The following is a 20,965-nucleotide window of genomic DNA, read 5'->3' as shown; positions in this document are numbered from 1 at the left end:
TTAACTATGCGTGTTTCTTCGTTTTCAACCTTTAAAATCCCTGTTGCGGATCTTGATCGAGCTGTTCGCTTTTACCGAGAAGTGTTCGACTTACCATCAACTTTCTCAGCTCACGAAAAAAGTCACCTATCATTCCAGGGCGAGCCTTTGATTTTTGAACCAATCCAAACTGAAATGAATCCAACCACCTTAACCATTACTGTTCAAGACACACCACAGGCCATCGAAAATCATTTAATTAATTACGATGTCCCACAAATTGCACCTATGACGACAGATAAAGGTACTTCTATTTTTCACATTGCAGACTTTGAAGGCAACCACATCAACCTATGCACCAAAAAATAAAAAGGTAACACATAAACTTATTGTTTACGTGTTACCTTTTTTATTTTAATTGGCCAGCCACTGTCCGAGTTTAAAGCACAATAATCCACCAATAATTAACAAAAACATGCGCCCGATCGCTAACCATCGTTTATCTGCTAATCGTATGTTGTCAGCTAAATCAACAATTGGTGCCGAAAAAGTTGAAAATCCGCCAATAATCCCACTTGCAAGGAATGTATTCGCAAATAGACTTGGCTGGAGTCCGTAGACCACACCCGCCAGCGCTGCGGCGATTAAATTTATGCCTAAAAACATAAAATCCCCCAGTCGTCCGAACCATTTTGACGCTAACTCTAAACAACCAAAACGGAGTACCGATCCAATCGCAGCCCCAATTCCAGAAATTAAAATTAAATAAGTTGCTTGAATCATGTCAAATGAACAACCTTTCGTGCCACATATCGCCCGAGATAGACCATCAAAACGCTACCAAAAATTGAAAAAGTGATATAAGTTATCCCAGCCAAAGGTGTCAATTTAGTCAGGGTTTCCGTGATTAGTGTCGCATAAGTTGTATATGCGCCTAAAATGCCCACTGAAATAAAATCAAAAATGAGCGGGTTAACCGTAAACTTATCAATAAAGATTACAACGGCCACAACACTTAGCAAGGTCCCACTTAAATTGATCAATAAGGTACCAAATGGAAAGGTCGGCCCATTGAATAGTAGTTCTAACGCTTCGCGTGTGCCACCACCGATAAAGCCACCACTCAAAACAGCTAGGATTCTTTGCCAGTAATGCATCACACTCCCCTTTCAAAATTTATATTCAGCAATTATGATACACCTTTTTACTAGCTAGATAAATCTATTAGTAACGATTAAAGAACGTCAACAACTCTTCCAGAGTCAAGGCTTGTTTCTTTTCACCCGTGTAATCCATTGCAATTTTACCATTCGACATCACTAGTAATCGATCACCATATGCTAACGCATCTGAAAGGTTGTGTGTAATCATCATTGCGGTTAAATGTTGTTGTCGAATTTGTTGGTCGGTTAAATCCATCAATTGTGTACTGGTTTTAGGATCTAGGGCTGCGGTATGTTCATCCAAAAGTAATAATTCAGGTCGTTTTTCAGTTGCCATCAAAAAGGCTAAAGCTTGCCGTTGACCCCCGGACAATTGTCCAGTGGCCACATCTAACCGTTGAGCTAGCCCATTACCCATTTGATCAGCAATCTTCACTAACTCAGCTCTTTTCTCAATGGTTAGTCCACGTGACCGTAAACGTCTCTTTTCACCACGTCTTTCTGCCAGCAACAAATTTTCAGCTACCGTCATACGTGGGGCTGTCCCTAATTTGGGATCTTGAAAAACACGCGATAACGTTTTTGTGCGCGCAATTTCATTCATTTGCGTCACATCTTGATCACCTAGGAAGACTTTTCCAGTGGTCAACTTTAACGATCCGGCAATAACATTGAAAAGTGTCGACTTTCCGGCCCCATTTGACCCTAGAACTGTCACAAATTCACCTGATTCGACCGTTAAATTTACATGATCTAAAATAATTTTTTCTTCAGGAGTTCCCTGATTAACCAAAACGGTTGCATCTACTAGTTTTAAACTTGGTGTCATAATTAATGCCTTTCCTTATATTTCATTGAAAGCTGCTTACCAAAATTAGGGAGCATTAAGGCCAAGCCTAAGATTACTGCGCTCACCAATTTCAAATCGTCTGCACTAAAGCCAATTGCTAGTACAACAACGAGGACAAACCGATAAATAATTGAACCGAATACAACGGTAATCAATCGATCAGTCAATGACATTTGCCCAGAGAAGATAACCTCTCCGATGATAATTGAAGCCAAAGCAACCACAATTGTTCCAATTCCCATATTTACATCGGCGAACCCATTGTTCTGTGCGACCAAAGCACCGCCAAGTCCAATTAAGGCATTGGCGACCATAAGACCCAAAATCGTCATATTGTCAGTATTGATTCCCAATGAACGTGACATATCAACGTTATCCCCTGTCGCGATAAAGGCCTGTCCCAATTCCGTCTTCAAAAACAAAGCGGTTAGAATCACAATCACCGTAATAATGACTGTTCCAACTAAGATTACGGGGAACCCATTTGGTAAATTAGTTAAGAGTTTAGCACTGAATAATGTTGGTAAATTCAAAAGCGAGCGATTTGCCTGCCCCATGATCCGCAAATTAATTGAATAAATAGCCGTCATAGTCAAAATTCCAGCTAATAGAATTGGTACTTTTCCCTTTGTATACAATAAACCTGTGACCAACCCAGCTGCAGCTCCAGTTAAAGCACCTGCAACTGTCGCAATGAATGGTGAAATGCCATTTCCAATCATGGTAACCGCTACGGCCGCACCAAGTGGAAAGGTTCCTTCAACCGTCATATCAGGAAAATTTAAAATACGAAATGTTAGGAATAATCCAATTCCAAGTGGTGCCCAGAGCATCCCCTGCCCAATGGCTGAAATAATAATTTCCATAATCTACTTCTCCTCATTAACTCGTTTTGCGTCTTGATAAGCGACCGGAATTTTAAGCCCCAGTTCATCAGCTTGCTTCTGGTTAATCACAACCTTACCTTGCTTAATATATTCTACTGGCAAGTCCTTGGTTTGCTCACCCTTCAATTCCTTAACAATCATCTTACCAGTCATGACCCCTAATTCATGCTGATCAATTGAATTAGCCGCGACACCCCCAGCTGAAACCATTGTATCAACAGTAGGGAATACTGGGACTTTCGCAGCATTGGTATTTTTAATTAAAGTGGGCATAGCCCCCGCAATGGTATTGTCAGTGGGTACGAACACCGCATCAACTTGATGATTGGCAACCATTTGTTGACTCGTTTGATTTAAATCGTTTGATGAAGTGATGGTATACGTCTTCACTTTAATGCCCGCCGCCTCGACTAACTTAATCATTTGCTTTGCTTCCGTTGAGGCTGAGTCATCTGAAGATGTGTAGATAACGCCCATCGTTTTCATATTTGGTACAAACTTCTGCATCAACTTAAGTTGTCCAGGTAAGGGTGCTTTATCTGAAACTCCTGTAATATTACGATCTGGCTTTTGTTCATCCTTTAATAACTTGCTCCCAATTGGATCCGATACCGCTGAAAAAATCACAGGTTTGTTCTTAATTGTGTTAGCCAATGCAATTGCTGATGGCGTTGCAATCCCAACCGATATATCAGCATGTTCACTTGAGAAACGTGTTGCCATGGTTTTCAAGTTTGATTGATCACCTTGGGCATTCTGGAAATCAATTTTAATATTCTTTCCCTTGTGGTACCCTTCCTTAGCTAATTCATCGTTAATCCCTTGATTAATCGCATCTAACGCAGGATGCTTCATAAACTGTAAAACACCCACCGTTGGAATTTTATTGGCTTCGTGTTCTTTTTTGGATTCAACAACTCCCGATATTCCAATTATGCCGGCTAGGACAACTAGCCCTGCAATTACTTTCTTATTCATCTTTGCACTCCTTTATTTCTTGCTTCAATTTGTAAACAAAAAGCCATAAGTCGACCCCCTAGAATCTTCTTATGGCAAAATAAAAAGATCCACAGGATTGTACCTGTGGACCTCATGTTTTTAGAAGCATGATTTGGTTACACAGGTTCGATACATATCGCTCACCGAAATACGCATTGAACCTGTCGTTTAAAACATTCAATGCGGCTACCTGCGCCACCAGCCATTTAATTGTGTTTTAAATGTAATCATCTCTGCTTCCACCCGTCCTTTAGAATAAAATGATATTAACACACTCTAATAAATTGTGTCAAATCCTTTTTTTAATTTAATAATTGTAGTCGTCATCCGACATGACTTCAATTTCACCCAAACGATAACCGTTCCCCACTTGTGAGAAAAAGTCATGATTTGAAGTCGTCGTTGAAATACCATTCATAACCACTGAATTAACATCTTCAGCACCGTCTGGGAAGAGTGGATTTTGTCCCAAATTCATCAACGCCTTATTGGCATTGTAGCGTAAGAATGTAAGCACTGAATCGGTCCAACCAACCTCATCATATAGTTCATGAGTATACTTTTCTTCGTTGCTGTACAAATCGAAGACGAGATCGTACATCCACATCTTAAGGTCAGCTTGCTCTGCTTCAGAAAGTTCGTTGAATCCCAATTGGAATTTATAACCAATATACGTGCCGTGCACTGATTCATCGCGCAAAATAAGCTTAATAATTTCGGCCACATTGTTTAATTTGTTATGCCCCAAGTAATACAGTGGTGTGTAGAATCCAGAGTAAAACAAGAAGGTTTCCAAGAAAACAGAAGCAATCTTACGTTGCAACGCCGTCCCGTTATGATAAATATCATTGATTTTTTGGGCTTTATATTGCAAGAACTCATCAGTTTCAGCCCATGCAAAAATCTCATTAATTTCAGATTCCGTATTTAACGTTTCAAAAATTGATGAATACGACTTAGCATGCACTGATTCCATAAATTCAATATTATTTAAGACAGCTTCTTCTTGTTGCGTTCGAATATCTTCCTTCAAAGATGTCATCCCATCCTGAGATTGTAACGTATCAAGTAGCGTGAGCCCCCCAAAAACTTTTCCAACCAAATTATGTTCGACTTTTGACATTTTACGCCAATCATCAAGGTCGTTCGAAAGCGGAATTCGTGTATCAAGCCAAAATTGTTCAGTCAATTTTTCCCATGTTGCTTTATCAATTGCATCTTCAATCTTGTTCCAATTAATTGGTTTATATTGTTCGCTCATCATTTCCCTCATTTTTCAATAAAAAGGGCCGCAAAGTTTAAACAATCGCTGGCCCTTCTCTGTTTTACTTTCGTTAAATCGAGCAACTCTCACATTCATTGACACCAAATTCTTCCATATCGTCCGTATAGGTACGGATATAGTAGATTGATTTGATGTCCTTACGATAAGCATAGTTACGTAGAATGTTTAAATCACGGGTTGTCATCTTATCTGTACGCCCATTTTTCCATTCATACAAGCCTTCTGGGATTGTTGATCGCATAAATAGGGTCATCGCCATTCCTTGGTCAACGTGTTGTTGTGCCTCGGCATACACATCAATGACCTTGCGCATATCGATGTTGTAAGCAGATTCATAATAAGGAATTGTGTCAGCATCAAGATATGGTGCTGGATAATAAATCTTACCAATCTTCTTTTCTTGACGTTCTTCAATCTTATTAATAATAGGGTGCAAAGATGCCGTTGCATCATTGACATATGAAATTGAACCTGTTGGCGCTACGGCCATACGGTAGGCATTATAAAGTCCATCTGTCATCACGTCTTGCTTTAGTTGTTGCCAATCAGCAGCCGTTGGTAAATGATGCTTGGCAAAAATCTCTTGTACCTTTTGGGTCTTTGGTGCCCAAACTTCATCGATGTACTTATCAAAATAGCTGCCATCAGCATAGGTTGACTTATCAAAATCATAGAATGTTGTTTGACGCTCACGAGCAATCTTATTGGATGCCTTTAACGTGTAGAAGTTTAACATCATAAAGTACATATTTGTGAAGTCAAGCGCTTCATCATCACCATAATACATATGATTCTTTGCAAACATTGCATGCAAGCCCATCGCACCTAATCCGATCGCATGTAATTCGCGATTTCCATTTTGCACTGAAGGCACCATATCTAAATCAGACGCATCTGAAACAAATGTCAACGCCCGGACCATTGTATCAACAGACTTCTCTAAGTCCGTTGATTCCATCAAATTCACAATATTAGTTGATCCCAAATTACATGAAACATCTGTTCCCAACGTCTCATATTGTTGTTCATTGTTGATTACAGATGGCTTTTGCACTTGTAAGATTTCAGAACACAAGTTGGATGAGATGACCTTTCCCGCAATTGGGTTTGCCTTGTTAACTGTATCGATATTAATCACATAAGGATAACCAGACTCTTGTTGCATCTTCGAAAGTTCATTTTCAAGGTTTCGTGCGTTAATCTTGGTCTTCTTGATATTCGGATTTGCTACCATGTTGTCATATTCAGCTGTAATATCAACATAGTTAAATGGTGTGCCGTATTCACGTTCAACATCGTAAGGTGAGAACAAATACATGTCCGCATTATTCTTTGTTAGTTCATAGAACTTATCTGGAACCGTTAGCCCCATTGACAGGGTCTTAATACGCACCTTCTCGTCCGCATTTTCTTTCTTAGTCGCAAGGAATGCCATAATATCAGGGTGGAAAATTGAAAGGTAAACCACACCTGCACCATTACGTTGACCCATTTGATTTGAATATGAAAATGAGTCTTCCAAAAGCTTCATCACTGGTACAACACCTGAAGCAGCGTTTTCAATCCCTTTAATAGGTGCACCAGCTTCACGCAAGTTTGACAAATTAATTCCAACACCACCACCAATTTTTGATAGTTGCAATGCCGAATTAATCGTACGACCAATGGCATTCATGTCATCAGTTGCTTGCAAAATAAAACATGATACCAACTCACCACGGCGAGCACGACCAGCATTCAAAAATGACGGCGTTGCAGGTTGATAACGTTGATGAATCATTTCGTCAGCTAAATTCAATGCTAGTGTTTCATCACCATTCCCATAAAACAAGGCATTCATTGCAACACGATCAATGTATCGCTCAATATAGTAGGCACCATCGTTAGTCTTTAACGCATATTGCGCATAAAACTTATATGCCGCCATAAATGACTTAAATTGAAAATGCTGTGCCTCAAGATAATCATATAACTTTTCAATAAAAGAAAAATCATATTGATCAACTAATTTTGGATCAATGAAGTTATCATTCAGCAAATAGTCAAATCGAGCACGTAAAGAATAGAATTGCATTGTGTTAGGCTCAACATTTTCAGCCAAAAATGCTTCCAATGCTTCATGATCCTTCCCCAACTGGATTGTATTATCCTTAGGGATATTTAATTCATTGTTCAAATCAAAATAGGTCACTTTATTTTGATCTAAGTCTAATAGCGACATATATATACCCTCTTTTTATATTCCCGTGGTTAAGTAACTTTGATACAAACTGCAAAGCGGAATCTCATTGCACCGGCAAGTAAGTATCAGCCCGTATTTTTAAATTGTTGCTTTAGTTAATTCAGACAACAAGTCTGGACGGAAGCCCACAATGGGTTCTGCATTATCAGCAAATGTTACTGGAACTGATTGGTAACCAGCTTCCTTCAATGAAACAAGTGCAGCTTCATCTTCTTCAACATTAATTTCGTCAAATGTGACACCGTATTGGCCCAATAATTTTTTAGTCATCATGCATTGCACACAATTGTTTTTTGTATAAACCGTAATCTTCTTCATATCTGACTCCTAGTAAGATTTATTTTCGTAATTTCGCATCTTTGAATTGAATAACTGTTTTGAGTATACTTTAAAAAGCTAACAATTTGCAAGGCATAAATATTTTAAAAAAAGGGCTTGACATAGCATTAGCGTGGCTATGCGGGCGCTTTGTTGAATTGTTACAAATTGATTAAAAATAACACTCTGTTAGGCTGTCATTTTTGCAATTTGAGCAAAAGCCCTATCCAAAGGCACTTCCAAAAAGAAAGTTAATTTTTACTTGAAACATGAATTTATTTAGCTTAACGTAAGATATAAAGTTACAAGTTGGAAGGAAAAAAAGATGTCCATTCGTTTAATCTATATTTCGCAATCTGGAAACACCCGTGCCTTTATTCAAAAACTCACCACGTACGCAGATACACAAGGGGGACCGACCTTTGTCTCTGTTGAAATCAATGATTTGTCACCAGACAATCATGAAACTTCCCCCTATTTTGCCTTTGTCCCCACTTATTTAGACGGTGGTAACGGTATTGATAATGGTGTCAAAGAGATTTTGACCAATGCTTTGGCTGATTACATTGACTATGGTAACAACGCCCGTCATTTGATTGGTGTCGTCGGATCAGGTAACAAGAATTTTAACGCTCAATATGTGTTAACTGCAAAGCGCTATGCCCAGATGTTCGATGCCCCTTTAGTCGGTGACTTTGAACTTCGGGGAACAACAACTGATGTCGCGCGAATTTATGACGCACTCTGCCAGCGACTATCAGAAATCGATTAAATTAATCGTTATTCACTCAAAAAAAGACTGCCTAAATGGCAGTCTTTTTTTGTTAGTCGATCTTAACTAGCACTTCACGATGAATCAAATCATCGATGTAATAGTGATAAAGTTTCACCATTTCGGCATTATCATGAATGTCGAATAGATTAATCGTAATAGTACCTGCTGGATTAAGCGTCTTGATTTTTAGTCCAGATAACGTCGCATTGACCACAATCTTCAACGTGATGGCCGCATTGACCGGTTTCATGGGTTCTAACGACCGTTCCATGACATAGGTCCCATTGGGCTTATTAATGAAGCCTGTGTCTGTGAGTGCATATTTTTTGATATTAGGGCTAATCGCATACGTGTTTGCATCCCCAGGTACTGTCACTTGCTCTTCAAAGGCCATGTTTCCATTCCTCCCTCAATTTTAGATCACTTAGGCTTGGTTTAAAAAGTCAATCAACACTTGAGCTGATTGTTGTCCAGCTTGAACAATAAACTCATCGAATGTTGGACCAGCTTCACCGTTTGCATTATCTGAAATGGCACGGACAACTGCAAATGGCTTGTTGTAGAATGTTGCTACTTGCGCAATCGCCGCCCCTTCCATTTCAGCTGACAAAGCCTCTGGGAAAGCAGTTAAAATGACTTGCTTTTGTTCATCTGTGCCAATAAATGAATCACTAGTGACGATTAGTCCCTGACGCAATTCTTTATCGGTTTGCGCCGCAAAATCATCAGCGAGCGCTTGTGCCAATGATTGGTCGGCTAGAAAGCGTGCTGGCTGTTGCGGCACTTGTCCATATTCATATCCAAAGGCACGTGCATCAGCATCGGCATAAGCCAAGGAGTCAGCCACAACAACATCCCCAATCCGCAAATCATGGCCCAAAGCACCAGCTGAACCCGAATTGATCACATAATCAATATCAAACGCATTAATCAATAAAGTCGTTGTAATCGCTGCAGCAACCTTACCAATCCCGGCTTCAACCACAACAACATCGTGATGCCCGATGACACCTTCATAGAAGGTTTTACCACCATAGGTCGTTTCTTGAGGGGCTTGCATCGCTTCAAGTAGGGCAACCTTCTCTTCTGCCATGGCATTTACAATTCCGTATCGCATATTTTAGTACTCCTTTAAAAGAAAATTAAAATGATATAAGTCACGACAATTAACACACATAACACCACCATTGCTGTATCCAGTTTATGTTTTAATCGCGTTGTTAGTCCAAAAGCAGTCAATTTACGCGTTTCTGGATCTAACTCATACTTTCCCCGTCCAGTTAAACGATATTCTTTCCGCGTTAAAGGTGGGTCTAACTTTTCTAAATCCGGCTTAACAGCGGCCAACCGTGCTTTTTTCTCACGATGTTGTGCCCGCTTATTCCGAAAATATTCCTTTATTTTTTCCCACATACAATTATTACTTCTCCTGCATTGTTTGCCAATAGAAATAAGCCATCAATGTTTTCGCATCATTTAATTGACCCGTTCTGAAGAGTTCCGTCACCTCATCAAAAGTCATGAATAGCAAATCAATTGATTCATCATCATCTTGTGGCAGTTCGTCGGTCACTGGTGTCAGTCCAGTTGCAAGATACAAATCCATATACTCGTCAGAAAATCCAATTGATGTATAGAATCCAGCAATCTTCTCCCAGTGATCAGCTTGCATCCGTGTTTCTTCATTTAATTCGCGCTTGGCTGTATCAAAGACATCCCCATCGCGATTATCAACTTTACCGGCTGGAATCTCAAGGGTTAGGGCTTGGACTGGTGCTCGCCACTGGCGTTCCAAAATCATTTTATTATCATCAGTCAACGCTAGAATGGCAACTGCCCCACTATGATAAACCACATCACGGTGCGCTTCTCGACCATCAGGTAATTTAACAAGTTGCTCCGTTACACGGATAATATGACCATCATACTTTTCTTCTTCAGCGACCAGGTCTTCTCGATAAAATTCATCCATTATTTAATCCTCGATTTCCACTAATGCAGCTTGTGGTCCACGCACTCCTGGAGCAACAACAAACTTAACCGTCTGCCCAGGCACAAGCGTCCGTTCACGTGTATTAATGATTCCTGAGAAGTGGACAAATACATCATCCATATCATCTGATTCGATAAACCCAAATCCTTTACCATCTTCCCACGTCTTGACTGTTCCTGTTAACTTTTCCATGTTCATCCTCAATTCTATATCCAATGTACTGCATTAACCGTTATGATAATCACAAAAATTAATACGGTTACGATTCCAATTAAACGCCACCAGAGAGTGACAAATTTTTTTAGGTTAAATGATTTTGCCCCAAACACCTGATAGATAGTTAGTGCGACACCCCAAATCAAAAACATGCATACTAGGGGCCCCAACAATGAAAAGTGGGTCACCTGGAAAGTGATTGACTCAATACTCCACCATAGTGGTAGCACCATTAAATCAATGACTCTTAAGCCCCGTGGCCATGTGGTCATCATACGTTTAATAACAATGACTGTCAGCCATAGCAAAATCACCATTAAAACCGTGTAAGGCCAGTATATACTTGTTGCCATAAGCATTCCTTTTCTAAACTTAATACTATTCATTATACTTTATTTACCAGAGTCTGTGCGAACTCTCTCTGTTTTTTGTTATAATACACTATTAGAAATAAAAAAAGAGGTGCACTCAATGTCAAAAAAGAAACCTAAATCAACCATGCAAAAGATTTTGCAAGCCTTTGTTATCTTCATGCTCATCATTTTGATTGGTGGTTCATTCCTTGCCGTTACGGCTATTTTCCATTAAAAAACTAGTTAGTTCTCAGTTGACTGAAGACATTCGGTCACTGTGAGACTAACTAGTTTTTTTAATCAGTAGTAATTTTGGAAAAATCCCAAACATTGGCAACTTGCATCTGATTCAAAATTTTAGCCGAATCAGCACCAGAAACAACGACGTGTCCACTTTGGCTGCTGTAGCGAGTCGGCGGATAGACATTAATACGCCAATTGTCCTGAATTTCCCAATGCAAGGCCAGTTTTTCCTGATTTTCTGGCGTCAATGGCATATAAACTGCCTCTTGCATGGCAACGATCGGCATCAATTTTTGTCCAGTGATTACCCGTAAATGCTGTTCTTCAACCGAACACGTCACATTGTCGGTGTACATAGCATCATCGCGTTCAATACCCGCAGTTACATCTCGTAAATAGAGTGTCCCGTTATCTGCATAAAAGAAATGAACGGCATAAGCACCAACATACCCTAATACATTACCAATTTTATTAGCAATATCGAGCATTTCTTGACGCACACCATTAGCAGTTTGTCCTACCGTCCACGCTGCAGTAAGTCCATTGTCCATCCGATGGGTCTGCCGCAAAGGATACGCGGCTGTAACACCACTTTGATCACGCACTAATGTCATCGAGTATTCTTGAACTTCAGCTAACCAGCTTTCAATAATCACTGGTGACCCATCAATCAATGGCGCCACTTTACCTAAATCATATGCACCCTTCAATACAACGGCTTGGTTACCTTGTGAATGTCGATAAATTGGTTTTACAATCACAGGATACCCCAGATTTCTAGCCGCCACGGCCACATCATCTAGTGACGTCCCAATTTCATAAGGTAATACGTTAAAGGATTGTTCTTCGGCGAAGGCCTTACTAAGGGCATGGTCATCGGTAAAACCAATTAAATCAAAGCCTTGTGGTAATTCAATCCCAGTCTGTTCCAACTGTGCCGTCACATCACTGGGAACCCAAGATGATGCATATGTCACAATATCTGATAAAGCAATAAAATTAACCAGTTCCTCACGCCCAACTAAGCGATAATCAGCTTCTTTTAAAATAGGTGCATCAGGATAGTCACTGTATCCCGCAATCTTAAAGCCCTGTCGGCGTGCGGTTTGTGCTAAATAGGCACTCATCACATCATCACCTAAAATCCCAATTGTTGACCCTGGTAATACTTCTCCACTCATCTTTCCTATATCCCCTTAGTTTCTACTGCTTATCATATTTATCTAAATGGTATGTTTCAATAATCTCAATTAATTTCTCGGCATATTGTGGGTCAGTCGCATAACCTCCGGCCACCAACGCTTTGGCAGCACCATGATAGTCGTTACTTTGCAGAACAGACGTGTACCGGTTACTATTATCTGTTGTTCCATTAACAAGCAGGGTCGCATGCGCCCACATCGATTGGTTCCAACTATCGTACCAACGAAATGATGCTTGAACTGTCTTCCATTCACCATGTACAAATTCCTTAGTCGGCAATTCGATGTTTTTCGTCTCGGCAGAACCTTTTACACCATACAAATTATTATAATCCGCTGCTAGCTTAGATGTCCCCCAATTCGACTCTAGTGCAGCTTGTGCAATACTAATCGATGCTGGAACATGATCTTGCTTTTGAATTTGCACAGCCGTTGGCGCGACCTCTTCAATGAACACCTCATGCTGACTTTTGGCTGGCTTGTGTGTACTTGGCTGATTTATATTCGTATTAAGTTGCACTAATTTAATGGTTACTAAACTGGCAATCGTTAGGATAATACATAACGCCGTGATCACTTTGACGTTATTTTCCTTTTTTTTGGCCATAAATACTGCCTCTCTTCAAAAGCAAAAATGTTTTTGACATTGTTTGAATAAGTTTAATCATACCAGAAACGGGCCTGATTACAATATCAAAGTGTTACAAGTGTAAACAGAAAAAAAGAGTTAATCCGAAGCGATTAACTCTTCTTTTTATTTTCCATGATCCATTGCTAATAGATTGGCAAAACGCTTCGACGTTTTCATTAAATGTTCTGGTGTTCCAGACAACGTAACTTTGGCGTCTTCAATAAAGATTACTTGATCAACAAGCTCCACCCCTGTCAAATGATGTGTTACCCAGATCAATGTTTTATCTTGCAACGTCTTAAAAATAGTCTGAAGTACTGCTAGCTCAGTAATCGGATCGAGCCCTACCGTTGGCTCATCCAAGATAACAATCGGCGTATCCTGAAGTAAGATTCGAGCTAACGCAAAGCGCTGCTTTTCACCACCAGAAAAACGCTTACCAGCTTCAGTCATTGGTGTATCCAATTTTTCTGGTAACTGTTCAACTAAGTCCTTTAAGTTAACCTGTTCAAGTACTTGCCACAATTGCGCATCTGTTGCATGTAGGTTTCCCAATTTCAAATTGTTTGACACAGTTGTATCAAACAAATATGGCTGCTGATCCAATACCGAAATCAATTCAGCCCGATGATCTTGCAGAGCAGCAACCGGTGTTCCCCCAATTGTGACCGAACCAGACTGTGGCGTTTCATCACCCAAAATCAACTTTAACAAAGTTGATTTTCCAGCACCCGACTGTCCTAGAATTTCTAGATGTTGTCCGCGGGGGATATCCAAATTAAGATTCTTTAAAACAGGCTTTTTACCATCATAGGAAAAGGTAACATCTTGCAAATCAATGTTCAATTTTTCAGGAATATTGACTTGTGTAATCTGAGCATTTGCTTCAGCCTGGCTTTTTTCATCCATGTCATTCAAACGCTTAATGGAATCAGCATAACGTGGTAATTCACCAAATCCATCACTAATACTTGTTAAGGCATCCGTGATTGGAAAGAGTACCAATCCAAAAGCCGCAATCCAATTCACACCCATATGTGTGTGCCCAAATGTGACAGTAGCAAAGACAATTAAAATTAAGGCCGCCAATCCAATGACGACTTCGCCAACCCAATTACGCCACCAATCAAAGTGGTCATCCTTTGTTTGTAACTGACCCATTTCATTGAAATCTGCTTCTTGTCGGTTAACTAACTCTGTCGTTCGACCTGCCAAAATCCAATCCTGCAACCCAAGGACTGCATCAGTTAAATTCGTATAAATACGACCTTCAACTTGCTTTTGCTGTGCATCACGACGTCCCATAATTGAGAGGGTAATCAATGGCAAAACAAGCGCGTCAATTCCAAGGACCAGTAGAATAATGAGCGCAGTAATTGGGCTAAAAATACCGAGCGCCAACGTCCCCAATACATAGAGTAACCATCCGACGATACTAGGGAAAATAACACGCAAATACATATTTTCAATCTTAAATAGGTCATTTGCCATCAAGTTGAAGACTTCCCCAGTTTGTACGTGGGCATAAATACTCTTCGTTCCTGATTCAACAATTTCATAGAGCTTTTTTCGAAATGATGAAACAATACGTAATACCCAATTATGCGACGTTAACCGTTCAGCGTAACGAAATGAAGGGCGTCCAATTCCAAACGCACGTGTCAAAACAATCGGTGCATAAACCATCAAAATATTCTCAGGCATTTGTGCTGATCGTGATATGAGGTAGCCTGATGTAAACATCAACGCTCCTCCACAAAAGAAAGTCATGAACCCGAGAAAAATAATTAAGGTTAACAACCCTTTATAACGTTTGAGGTATGGAAAGACCCAACGGTCATGCTTTATGATCTGCCATAAATTACTCATGTTCTGCCCCCTGCATTGCTTTTTGAAGTTCAACAAAATATCCATTATTTGCGTTCAACTCGGCAAGAGTTCCTTGTTCAACAATTTGTCCGTCTTTCATCACAATAATCCAATCCATCTGGGCTAACCAATGCAACCGATGCGTTGCAAAAATTACAAGATGATTTTCAAAGATTGGTAGCATCGTCTGCTTAAGTTGCATCTCAGTTTCGATATCAAGATGTGCAGTTGGTTCATCTAATAAGATCACCCGCCGTGATTCATTCAACATAATTCGGGCTAAGGCAATTCGTTGTGCTTGCCCCCCAGATGTTTGCATAGCACCATCACCAATAATTGTATCCAAACCATCGGTCAAATTATTGAACCAGTCTTGAAGTCCCACTTGATCTATCACCTTTTCGATTTGGACATCTGTCACTTCAGGTGCGTAAAATGCAAGATTGGCGCGTACCGTATCATGAAAAATGTATGGATCTTGTGGCATAAATTGTAAGTTTTGTTGCCAGGCTTTTTGTGACAAATGCGGTACTTTTTCACCCTCAATTTTAACTTCACCTTCTCCATCAATAAAACCACCAAGTAAGTTCAAGAGCGTTGACTTTCCTGAACCGGAAGTTCCAACCAAACCAACCTTTTCAAATCCTTTAATCTCCATTGAAATATTTTGTAGGGCTAATTGACTTGTTTTTGGATATGTGTAATTAACATTCTGCAACGCTAAAGTACTATCTGCTTGCCATGCAGCTTGCTTAGGTTGGTAAGCATCCTGATTTTTTGTCTCAGGTTGGTCAAGGATATCGAAAATATCTGCTAACGCATTTTTACCGTCCAAAGTTGCATGGTAATCATTCGCAAAGTTTCGAATTGGTAAGAAATACTCTGGCGCTAAAATCAAAATTGTTAGCGCAGAAACTAATATCAAGTTCCCGTTCATTAAATCAAGCCCTAAAAATAGCGCCACGACGGCAATTGAAAGTGTCGTTAAAAAATCTAAGGCAAACGTAGACAAAATCCCGATACTTAGCGTACTCAAAGTTGCTTTACGATAATCTTCTGAGACTTCGTACACATTATTCGCATATCTTTTTGATAACCCTAATTGCTTTAGTGTCGTCAAACCACGCAGTGTATCAACAAAATGATTTGATAAACGATTGAATCGATCATATTCTCGATCTGCTTTAGCTTGCGCTGTGTATCCCAGGATAATCATAAAGAGCACAATGATTGGATAAATAATAAATAAGAAAAGTGCCTGCTCCCATTTAATTGAGGCCATATAAACTAGAATCAACCATGGCACAATACTCATATCAACGAATTTAATGAGTACCAGTGTTAAATAATTATTTACTTGACCAATTCCTTCAATTGCCAAATTAACAGACTTACCCGTTCCATTATTTGAAATGACGGTTGGTCCTAGTTTTGTATATTTTTCGATTAATGACTTTTGCAGTTGGTCCGTCGTTCGATCTGCAAACGGAACCAAGACATAATTTTTAGCTACCGTTAAGCACTGTCGCACAACAAAAGCTGTAATAAAAATGCCTAAAACCAAAGCAACCTGGTTTAAGGTCTTTTTTCCCCATAAATCAGATAAACTGACACTTAAGAACCGTCCCTGAAAAATAATTGCAACGGCTTGAATTAGCGTTAGCAACGCCAGCCAACTCAACGCGCGACGCGCTCCTTTAAATTTAAAGATTCTTCTATCTAACATGGTGCATATCTCCTAATTTTTATGTATAAAAGGGACCGGCAAATATGCCGATCCCTTTTTTAAGCATAACTATGTTATATTATACTACTTTTCACCAGCAACTTGGATTCGCTTACGGAATACCCAGAAGCTCCATCCTTGGTAGGCCAAAACAATTGGCACCGCAGTGAAGGCAATTCCAGTCATCCACTTCAATGTATATGGTGTTGAAGTTGCATTCTTCAACAAAATTGAGTGAGCTGGATTTGTTGCAACCATTACGCGAGGATATAGTCCTGTAAGTAATAGTACAACAACCGTGATGATTGCAAATCCCAAAGCAAAGAATGTAATGAATTGGTGATTTGTACCATTTGTGTACCAAGCAAGCAATGTAAGTCCAACAATAACGACCAACAAGATAAGTGTGATGATTGGCTTCTTCGTAAAGAAGTCAGTGTTGAAGTAAAGCGTAATCGCAAAGGCAACTTCACCTAACAACAATGTTGGGTAAAGGAACTTTAATTGCTTTTTCGCACGTTCAACAAGTGGACCATCTACAAGCTTCAAACGCATGTAGTTTAATCCATGCATATATGAAAGCAATGCAAGTGCAACACCACCAACAATTGAGAAAATATTGACATAATCAAAGAATGTTGCTGACATGTCACCAGTTGCGTTCATTGGCATTCCACGAACAACGTCAGTGAACATAAGTCCAAACATAAATGGCACGATGAATGATGAAACTGCTGCAATCGTCGTCCATAAGTTACGGTACTTATTTGTAAGCATTTGCTCACGGAACTCGAATGAAACACCACGATAAATCAAACCGAGTAAAATCACGAATAATACAAGGTAGAAGCCTGAGAACAATGAGGCGTACCAGTAAGGAATCGCCGCAAACATAGCTCCACCAGCAGTAATCAACCAAACTTCATTACCGTCCCAATGTGGTCCGATAGAATTAATTAAGGCATCTTGTTCTGCTTCATTTTTGGCCACTGTTTTAAGTGACATACCGATACCAAAATCAAATCCTTCAAGGAAGAAGAAACCTGAAAATAGAACGGCAACTAATACGAACCACAAAATTTGTAAGATTGAAGGCATTAGTCGTTACCTCCCTTTTCATCAAATGAGTCTGCAGAGAATGGGTCAGCAGGTGCTTGTTCATCATCAACTTCTTCATCAACATAATCCGGACCTTGAATCATGACACGACGTGATAGATAAATCATCACACCACCTAATGCCGTAAACGTCAAGAAGTAGATAATGTTTGAAATGAATAATGAAGCAAATGAAACATTTGGTGAAACGGCATCTGCAATCGTCAAGACACCGTACACAATCCATGGATAACGACCAAGTTCAGTAATTAACCAACCTGCTGTCGTTCCAAAGAATGGAATAAATGTTGCAATTCCAAAGATCCACAATACCCAACGGTACTTTGTGATATCAAAGGTTGACTTGGCACGTGTAAACCACCATGCCACTGCAGCAAGTAATCCAAGTACACCGGCAACACCGGCCATGACACGGAAAGCATAAAATAATGTGTTTGATGGAACATAATAGTTCATATCCTTACCAAACTTCTTATCATACTTCTCGTGCAATTCTTTATTAATCGTTTCTGAACCCTTATTATAACCAGTTAAGTCATGATGGGCTAAGACTGACAATAGATATGGGACATCAAGAGACCATTCCGTCTCATGCGTCTTAGGGTTGGTATAAGCAACAACAGACCAAGGTTGTTGTTTGTCCTTACCACCCACGTCTTCAGAAATACCTTCCATTGCGGCAAACTTCATTGGTTGGTCAAATTGAACATTATAGGCGTGGCTATCACCTGTAATCAAGATTCCCAACGTTCCTACTAATGCGACGGCTGAAGCAATATGAACTGACTTCTTAAAGAAATCAATATTGTCTTTACGACGCAAAAGTGAGAATGCAGAAATTCCAATAATGACGAATGGTCCAATGAGCATCGTTGCGAACAATACGTGTGGGAATTCCAACCAAAGTTGATGATTAGTCAACAATGCCGGGAAATCCACAAGTACGGCACGTCCGAACTTGTGATCAATCTTAAATCCAACTGGATTTTGCATAAATGAGTTGGCTGCCAGAATCCACAATGCTGAGAAAGCAGATCCAATTGCAACTAACCAGATGAATAGCAAGTGAACGCCCTTTTTAAAACGATCCCAACCAAACATCCAAAGACCCAAGAATGTTGACTCACAGAAGAAAGCGACCAAAGCTTCGACGGCCAAAGCTGGTCCGAAGATATCACCAACATAACGTGAGTAACGTGACCAATTCATTCCGAATTGGAACTCTTGAATAATTCCAGTAACAACTCCAACGGCAAAGCTCAAAAGGAAAATTCTTCCCCAAAACTTCGTCATACGTTTGTATACATCGTCACCTTTGACGACGTACATGGTTTCCATGATGGCTACCATAATTCCTAATCCGATTGACAATGGCACAAAGAAGAAGTGAAAAATCGTTGTCATTGCGAATTGGAATCGGCTTAAGTCTAGCATGGTTAAACCTGTAATCAAGTCCATAACTTGCCTCCTACTCCAAAATCTATATTCCTAAATGTAACTAGTTAATTATACAACTTTTAAGAACAAAGTTTTAGTGTATTCAGCAACTTTCTTGCTTTTTTTTATTTTGAATCCATTTCTGATCGATAATGTCGGGTTTCTTCTTCCAATTTTTGGTCTTGTGAGAATAATCTGGCGGCATACGCCAATAGCATTGCTTCCTTCTTCTCTGATTGTTGGTCCAGTTCTTCAGCACTTTCAATTTTTATTTTTTGCAAACGTACTAATTCATGGTATGCATTTACTTTCGGCAATACACTCATGGCCTGGTCCACCCATTCAATTGCTTCAGTATATCGTTTCAGTGCAACCGCTAATTCAGCTTTCCTTCGGTAGACTTTCACAATCACAAGTTTGAGCGTCTCTGCCTTTGCCTCAGGTAACGAATTGATCAAGTTCAAGCAACGTTCCAAACAATCCTTAGCACTATCCAACTCATTTAACTTAATCCAAACGCCACCCATTTCGTTAAAAATTTCAATCAGTAGGCCCGTTTGTGTATGAAGCGTTCCACTCATGGCCATTTGTAGAAAATGTAGTGCTTTTTGTGGTTCCCCGCACTCTGAATAACAAATAGCTTTCAATAAGTGGAATTCTGGCATCACCATGTCTTCCATATTCTGCATAAATGAAGTAGATTCGAGAATCTTCTTGGCTTGCTTGTACTCAAAGCATTCAACCAACTCTCGCACATATGACAACTGTACGTGATTTTCTGTCGTTAGTTCAGCAACTTGACTAATATCAATGTGTAGTCGCATACACAAAGCCTTCAGTACGGTCATTGACGTGATATGCCCCCTTTTTTCAACCCGCGAGACCATCGACTGATGACAAATCCCTTCTGAAAGTTGTCCTTGTGAAATCCCCAATTGTTCACGCCGTTGCTTTAGTAAACTACCTTTTACAATCATTGTATTCCCCCATCTTTCTTTTAGTTTTGCTAAAGTACCATTAGTTTATGAGAAAAAGGGAAAAACAACAAGATAACCCTGTTAACAATTAACAAGGTTGATTGTCTCATTTTCTTGATATTTACAGCTAGTCATCTTACATTTGGCTAGTTGTGTGTATTTTAGACATATTGCTTTACGTCATTAAAATTTTTTTAGATTTTTACGTTTTTTATTTAAACTCTGGAAAAATTTTAGAATCTGAGTTTGGAGACTAACTATTAATTAGTACCTACCTATTTTTAGGAATATATCTTTACGTACTTCTGTTTAAATTCATATGTAAAAATTCATAATTTGCCTGTTGCCTAATCTTTAGCGACACATATCTTTCTTTTGTAGCGATAGAATAGATTTATTTATATGCTGAAGTGTACAACATCGATTTACATTGTATTTATAGATACTAACTGTCATTGTCCGCTTTGATCAGATAAGCTGGTATGAAAAATTGCATTGCGTCTTTCATACTCATCCTTATTTTGTTACAACAAAAAAACCTTTCATTTCTGAAAGGTTTTCCTTAATTGATCATAAATTTAATAACGGAGACAGAGGGATTCGAACCCTCGCGCCAGTTTCCCGACCTACACCCTTAGCAGGGGCGCCTCTTCAGCCTCTTGAGTATGTCCCCAAAAAAAGAACAAATTATTCTTTTTTAAG

The 20,965-nt window shown here is 39.5% G+C and carries 24 protein-coding genes and 1 tRNA gene; 3 read left to right on the top strand and 22 right to left on the bottom strand.

The window, feature by feature from the left end; translation table 11 throughout:
- The first annotated feature begins 6 nt into the window (after nt 1–6).
- On the top strand, nt 7–348 hold the full coding sequence (locus IV50_RS05070) for a VOC family protein (RefSeq protein WP_057746022.1): 342 nt from the start codon (nt 7–9) through the stop codon (nt 346–348).
- Nucleotides 349–393: 45 nt separating this feature from the next.
- On the opposite strand, the gene IV50_RS05065 is transcribed toward IV50_RS05070, so the two are convergent.
- From IV50_RS05065 to nrdH, 8 genes are all read right to left on the bottom strand, one after another.
- Nucleotides 394–762 (bottom strand): fluoride efflux transporter FluC, encoded by a 369-nt coding sequence (locus IV50_RS05065; protein WP_057746019.1) that lies wholly within the window; start codon nt 760–762, stop codon nt 394–396.
- Nucleotides 759–1,136 carry a fluoride efflux transporter FluC gene (locus IV50_RS05060; RefSeq protein WP_057746015.1) on the bottom strand — a complete coding sequence of 126 codons (378 nt, stop codon included), beginning with the start codon at nt 1,134–1,136 and terminating at the stop codon, nt 759–761. The genes IV50_RS05065 and IV50_RS05060 overlap by 4 nt, the downstream gene beginning before the upstream one ends.
- A 67-nt stretch (nt 1,137–1,203) precedes the next feature.
- Complete coding sequence (locus IV50_RS05055) at nt 1,204–1,974, bottom strand: ABC transporter ATP-binding protein (protein ID WP_371851809.1); 771 nt, start codon at nt 1,972–1,974, stop codon at nt 1,204–1,206.
- The gene (locus tag IV50_RS05050; protein ID WP_057746009.1) at nt 1,974–2,858 is read right to left on the bottom strand and encodes an ABC transporter permease; all 885 of its coding nucleotides are present in this window, start codon (nt 2,856–2,858) and stop codon (nt 1,974–1,976) included. Before IV50_RS05050 ends, IV50_RS05055 begins: the two co-directional genes overlap by 1 nt.
- A 3-nt stretch (nt 2,859–2,861) precedes the next feature.
- Complete coding sequence (gene trpX / locus IV50_RS05045) at nt 2,862–3,857, bottom strand: tryptophan ABC transporter substrate-binding protein (RefSeq protein WP_057746006.1); 996 nt, start codon at nt 3,855–3,857, stop codon at nt 2,862–2,864.
- A 328-nt stretch (nt 3,858–4,185) separates the two neighbouring features.
- Nucleotides 4,186–5,139 carry a class 1b ribonucleoside-diphosphate reductase subunit beta gene (gene nrdF / locus IV50_RS05040; protein WP_057746003.1) on the bottom strand — a complete coding sequence of 318 codons (954 nt, stop codon included), beginning with the start codon at nt 5,137–5,139 and terminating at the stop codon, nt 4,186–4,188.
- A 73-nt stretch (nt 5,140–5,212) separates the two neighbouring features.
- Entirely contained in the window at nt 5,213–7,384 is a 2,172-nt protein-coding gene (nrdE, locus tag IV50_RS05035; RefSeq protein WP_057746001.1) for a class 1b ribonucleoside-diphosphate reductase subunit alpha, read from the bottom strand.
- 99 nt (nt 7,385–7,483) lie between these two features.
- Complete coding sequence (nrdH, locus tag IV50_RS05030) at nt 7,484–7,723, bottom strand: glutaredoxin-like protein NrdH (protein WP_057745998.1); 240 nt, start codon at nt 7,721–7,723, stop codon at nt 7,484–7,486.
- Nucleotides 7,724–8,048: 325 nt separating this feature from the next.
- On the opposite strand from nrdH, the gene nrdI reads away from it, so the two are divergent.
- Nucleotides 8,049–8,495 (top strand): class Ib ribonucleoside-diphosphate reductase assembly flavoprotein NrdI, encoded by a 447-nt coding sequence (gene nrdI, locus IV50_RS05025; RefSeq protein WP_057745995.1) that lies wholly within the window; start codon nt 8,049–8,051, stop codon nt 8,493–8,495.
- A gap of 52 nt (nt 8,496–8,547) precedes the next feature.
- On the opposite strand, the gene IV50_RS05020 is transcribed toward nrdI, so the two are convergent.
- The 6 genes from IV50_RS05020 to IV50_RS04995 are packed head-to-tail and all read right to left on the bottom strand — an operon-like array spanning nt 8,548 to nt 11,060.
- Nucleotides 8,548–8,892 (bottom strand): cysteine desulfurase, encoded by a 345-nt coding sequence (locus tag IV50_RS05020; protein WP_057745993.1) that lies wholly within the window; start codon nt 8,890–8,892, stop codon nt 8,548–8,550.
- A gap of 30 nt (nt 8,893–8,922) precedes the next feature.
- Nucleotides 8,923–9,615: a 5'-methylthioadenosine/adenosylhomocysteine nucleosidase gene (locus tag IV50_RS05015; protein ID WP_057745990.1), complete on the bottom strand. Its 693-nt coding sequence runs from the start codon at nt 9,613–9,615 to the stop codon at nt 8,923–8,925.
- Nucleotides 9,616–9,629: 14 nt separating this feature from the next.
- Nucleotides 9,630–9,911 carry a hypothetical protein gene (locus IV50_RS05010; protein ID WP_057745987.1) on the bottom strand — a complete coding sequence of 94 codons (282 nt, stop codon included), beginning with the start codon at nt 9,909–9,911 and terminating at the stop codon, nt 9,630–9,632.
- A gap of 7 nt (nt 9,912–9,918) precedes the next feature.
- Nucleotides 9,919–10,470 carry an NUDIX hydrolase gene (locus IV50_RS05005; RefSeq protein ID WP_057745984.1) on the bottom strand — a complete coding sequence of 184 codons (552 nt, stop codon included), beginning with the start codon at nt 10,468–10,470 and terminating at the stop codon, nt 9,919–9,921.
- Between the two features lie 3 nt (nt 10,471–10,473).
- The gene (locus tag IV50_RS05000; RefSeq protein WP_057745981.1) at nt 10,474–10,683 is read right to left on the bottom strand and encodes a cold-shock protein; all 210 of its coding nucleotides are present in this window, start codon (nt 10,681–10,683) and stop codon (nt 10,474–10,476) included.
- A gap of 14 nt (nt 10,684–10,697) precedes the next feature.
- Nucleotides 10,698–11,060, bottom strand: coding sequence for a DUF3397 family protein (locus IV50_RS04995; protein ID WP_057745978.1), 363 nt, complete (start codon nt 11,058–11,060; stop codon nt 10,698–10,700).
- A gap of 118 nt (nt 11,061–11,178) precedes the next feature.
- On the opposite strand from IV50_RS04995, the gene IV50_RS07775 reads away from it, so the two are divergent.
- Nucleotides 11,179–11,295 carry a DUF4044 domain-containing protein gene (locus IV50_RS07775; RefSeq protein WP_082626015.1) on the top strand — a complete coding sequence of 39 codons (117 nt, stop codon included), beginning with the start codon at nt 11,179–11,181 and terminating at the stop codon, nt 11,293–11,295.
- 61 nt (nt 11,296–11,356) lie between these two features.
- On the opposite strand, the gene IV50_RS04990 is transcribed toward IV50_RS07775, so the two are convergent.
- The 8 genes from IV50_RS04990 to IV50_RS04955 all read right to left on the bottom strand — a co-directional run bounded on the left by IV50_RS04990 (nt 11,357) and on the right by IV50_RS04955 (nt 20,936).
- The gene (locus tag IV50_RS04990) at nt 11,357–12,484 is read right to left on the bottom strand and encodes an ATP-grasp domain-containing protein (protein ID WP_057745975.1); all 1,128 of its coding nucleotides are present in this window, start codon (nt 12,482–12,484) and stop codon (nt 11,357–11,359) included.
- Nucleotides 12,485–12,506: 22 nt separating this feature from the next.
- Nucleotides 12,507–13,112, bottom strand: coding sequence for a glycoside hydrolase family 73 protein (locus IV50_RS04985; RefSeq protein WP_057745973.1), 606 nt, complete (start codon nt 13,110–13,112; stop codon nt 12,507–12,509).
- Between the two features lie 147 nt (nt 13,113–13,259).
- Nucleotides 13,260–15,005 (bottom strand): thiol reductant ABC exporter subunit CydC, encoded by a 1,746-nt coding sequence (gene cydC / locus IV50_RS04980; RefSeq protein WP_057745969.1) that lies wholly within the window; start codon nt 15,003–15,005, stop codon nt 13,260–13,262.
- Nucleotides 14,998–16,731, bottom strand: a complete 1,734-nt coding sequence (gene cydD, locus IV50_RS04975; protein ID WP_057745966.1) for a thiol reductant ABC exporter subunit CydD — start codon at nt 16,729–16,731, stop codon at nt 14,998–15,000. Before cydD ends, cydC begins: the two co-directional genes overlap by 8 nt.
- A gap of 84 nt (nt 16,732–16,815) precedes the next feature.
- Entirely contained in the window at nt 16,816–17,829 is a 1,014-nt protein-coding gene (gene cydB / locus IV50_RS04970) for a cytochrome d ubiquinol oxidase subunit II (RefSeq protein ID WP_057745963.1), read from the bottom strand.
- On the bottom strand, nt 17,829–19,307 hold the full coding sequence (locus IV50_RS04965) for a cytochrome ubiquinol oxidase subunit I (RefSeq protein WP_181405902.1): 1,479 nt from the start codon (nt 19,305–19,307) through the stop codon (nt 17,829–17,831). Before IV50_RS04965 ends, cydB begins: the two co-directional genes overlap by 1 nt.
- Before the next feature lie 104 nt (nt 19,308–19,411).
- Nucleotides 19,412–20,263: a helix-turn-helix domain-containing protein gene (locus tag IV50_RS04960; RefSeq protein WP_057745959.1), complete on the bottom strand. Its 852-nt coding sequence runs from the start codon at nt 20,261–20,263 to the stop codon at nt 19,412–19,414.
- Between the two features lie 585 nt (nt 20,264–20,848).
- Nucleotides 20,849–20,936: transfer RNA gene (locus IV50_RS04955), tRNA-Ser, on the bottom strand.
- Nucleotides 20,937–20,965: the final 29 nt, after the last annotated feature.

Source organism: Weissella viridescens (genome assembly GCF_001437355.1).
In the GTDB taxonomy this organism is placed as follows: domain Bacteria; phylum Bacillota; class Bacilli; order Lactobacillales; family Lactobacillaceae; genus Weissella; species Weissella viridescens.
This window is presented reverse-complemented; position numbering and strand designations above follow the sequence as displayed.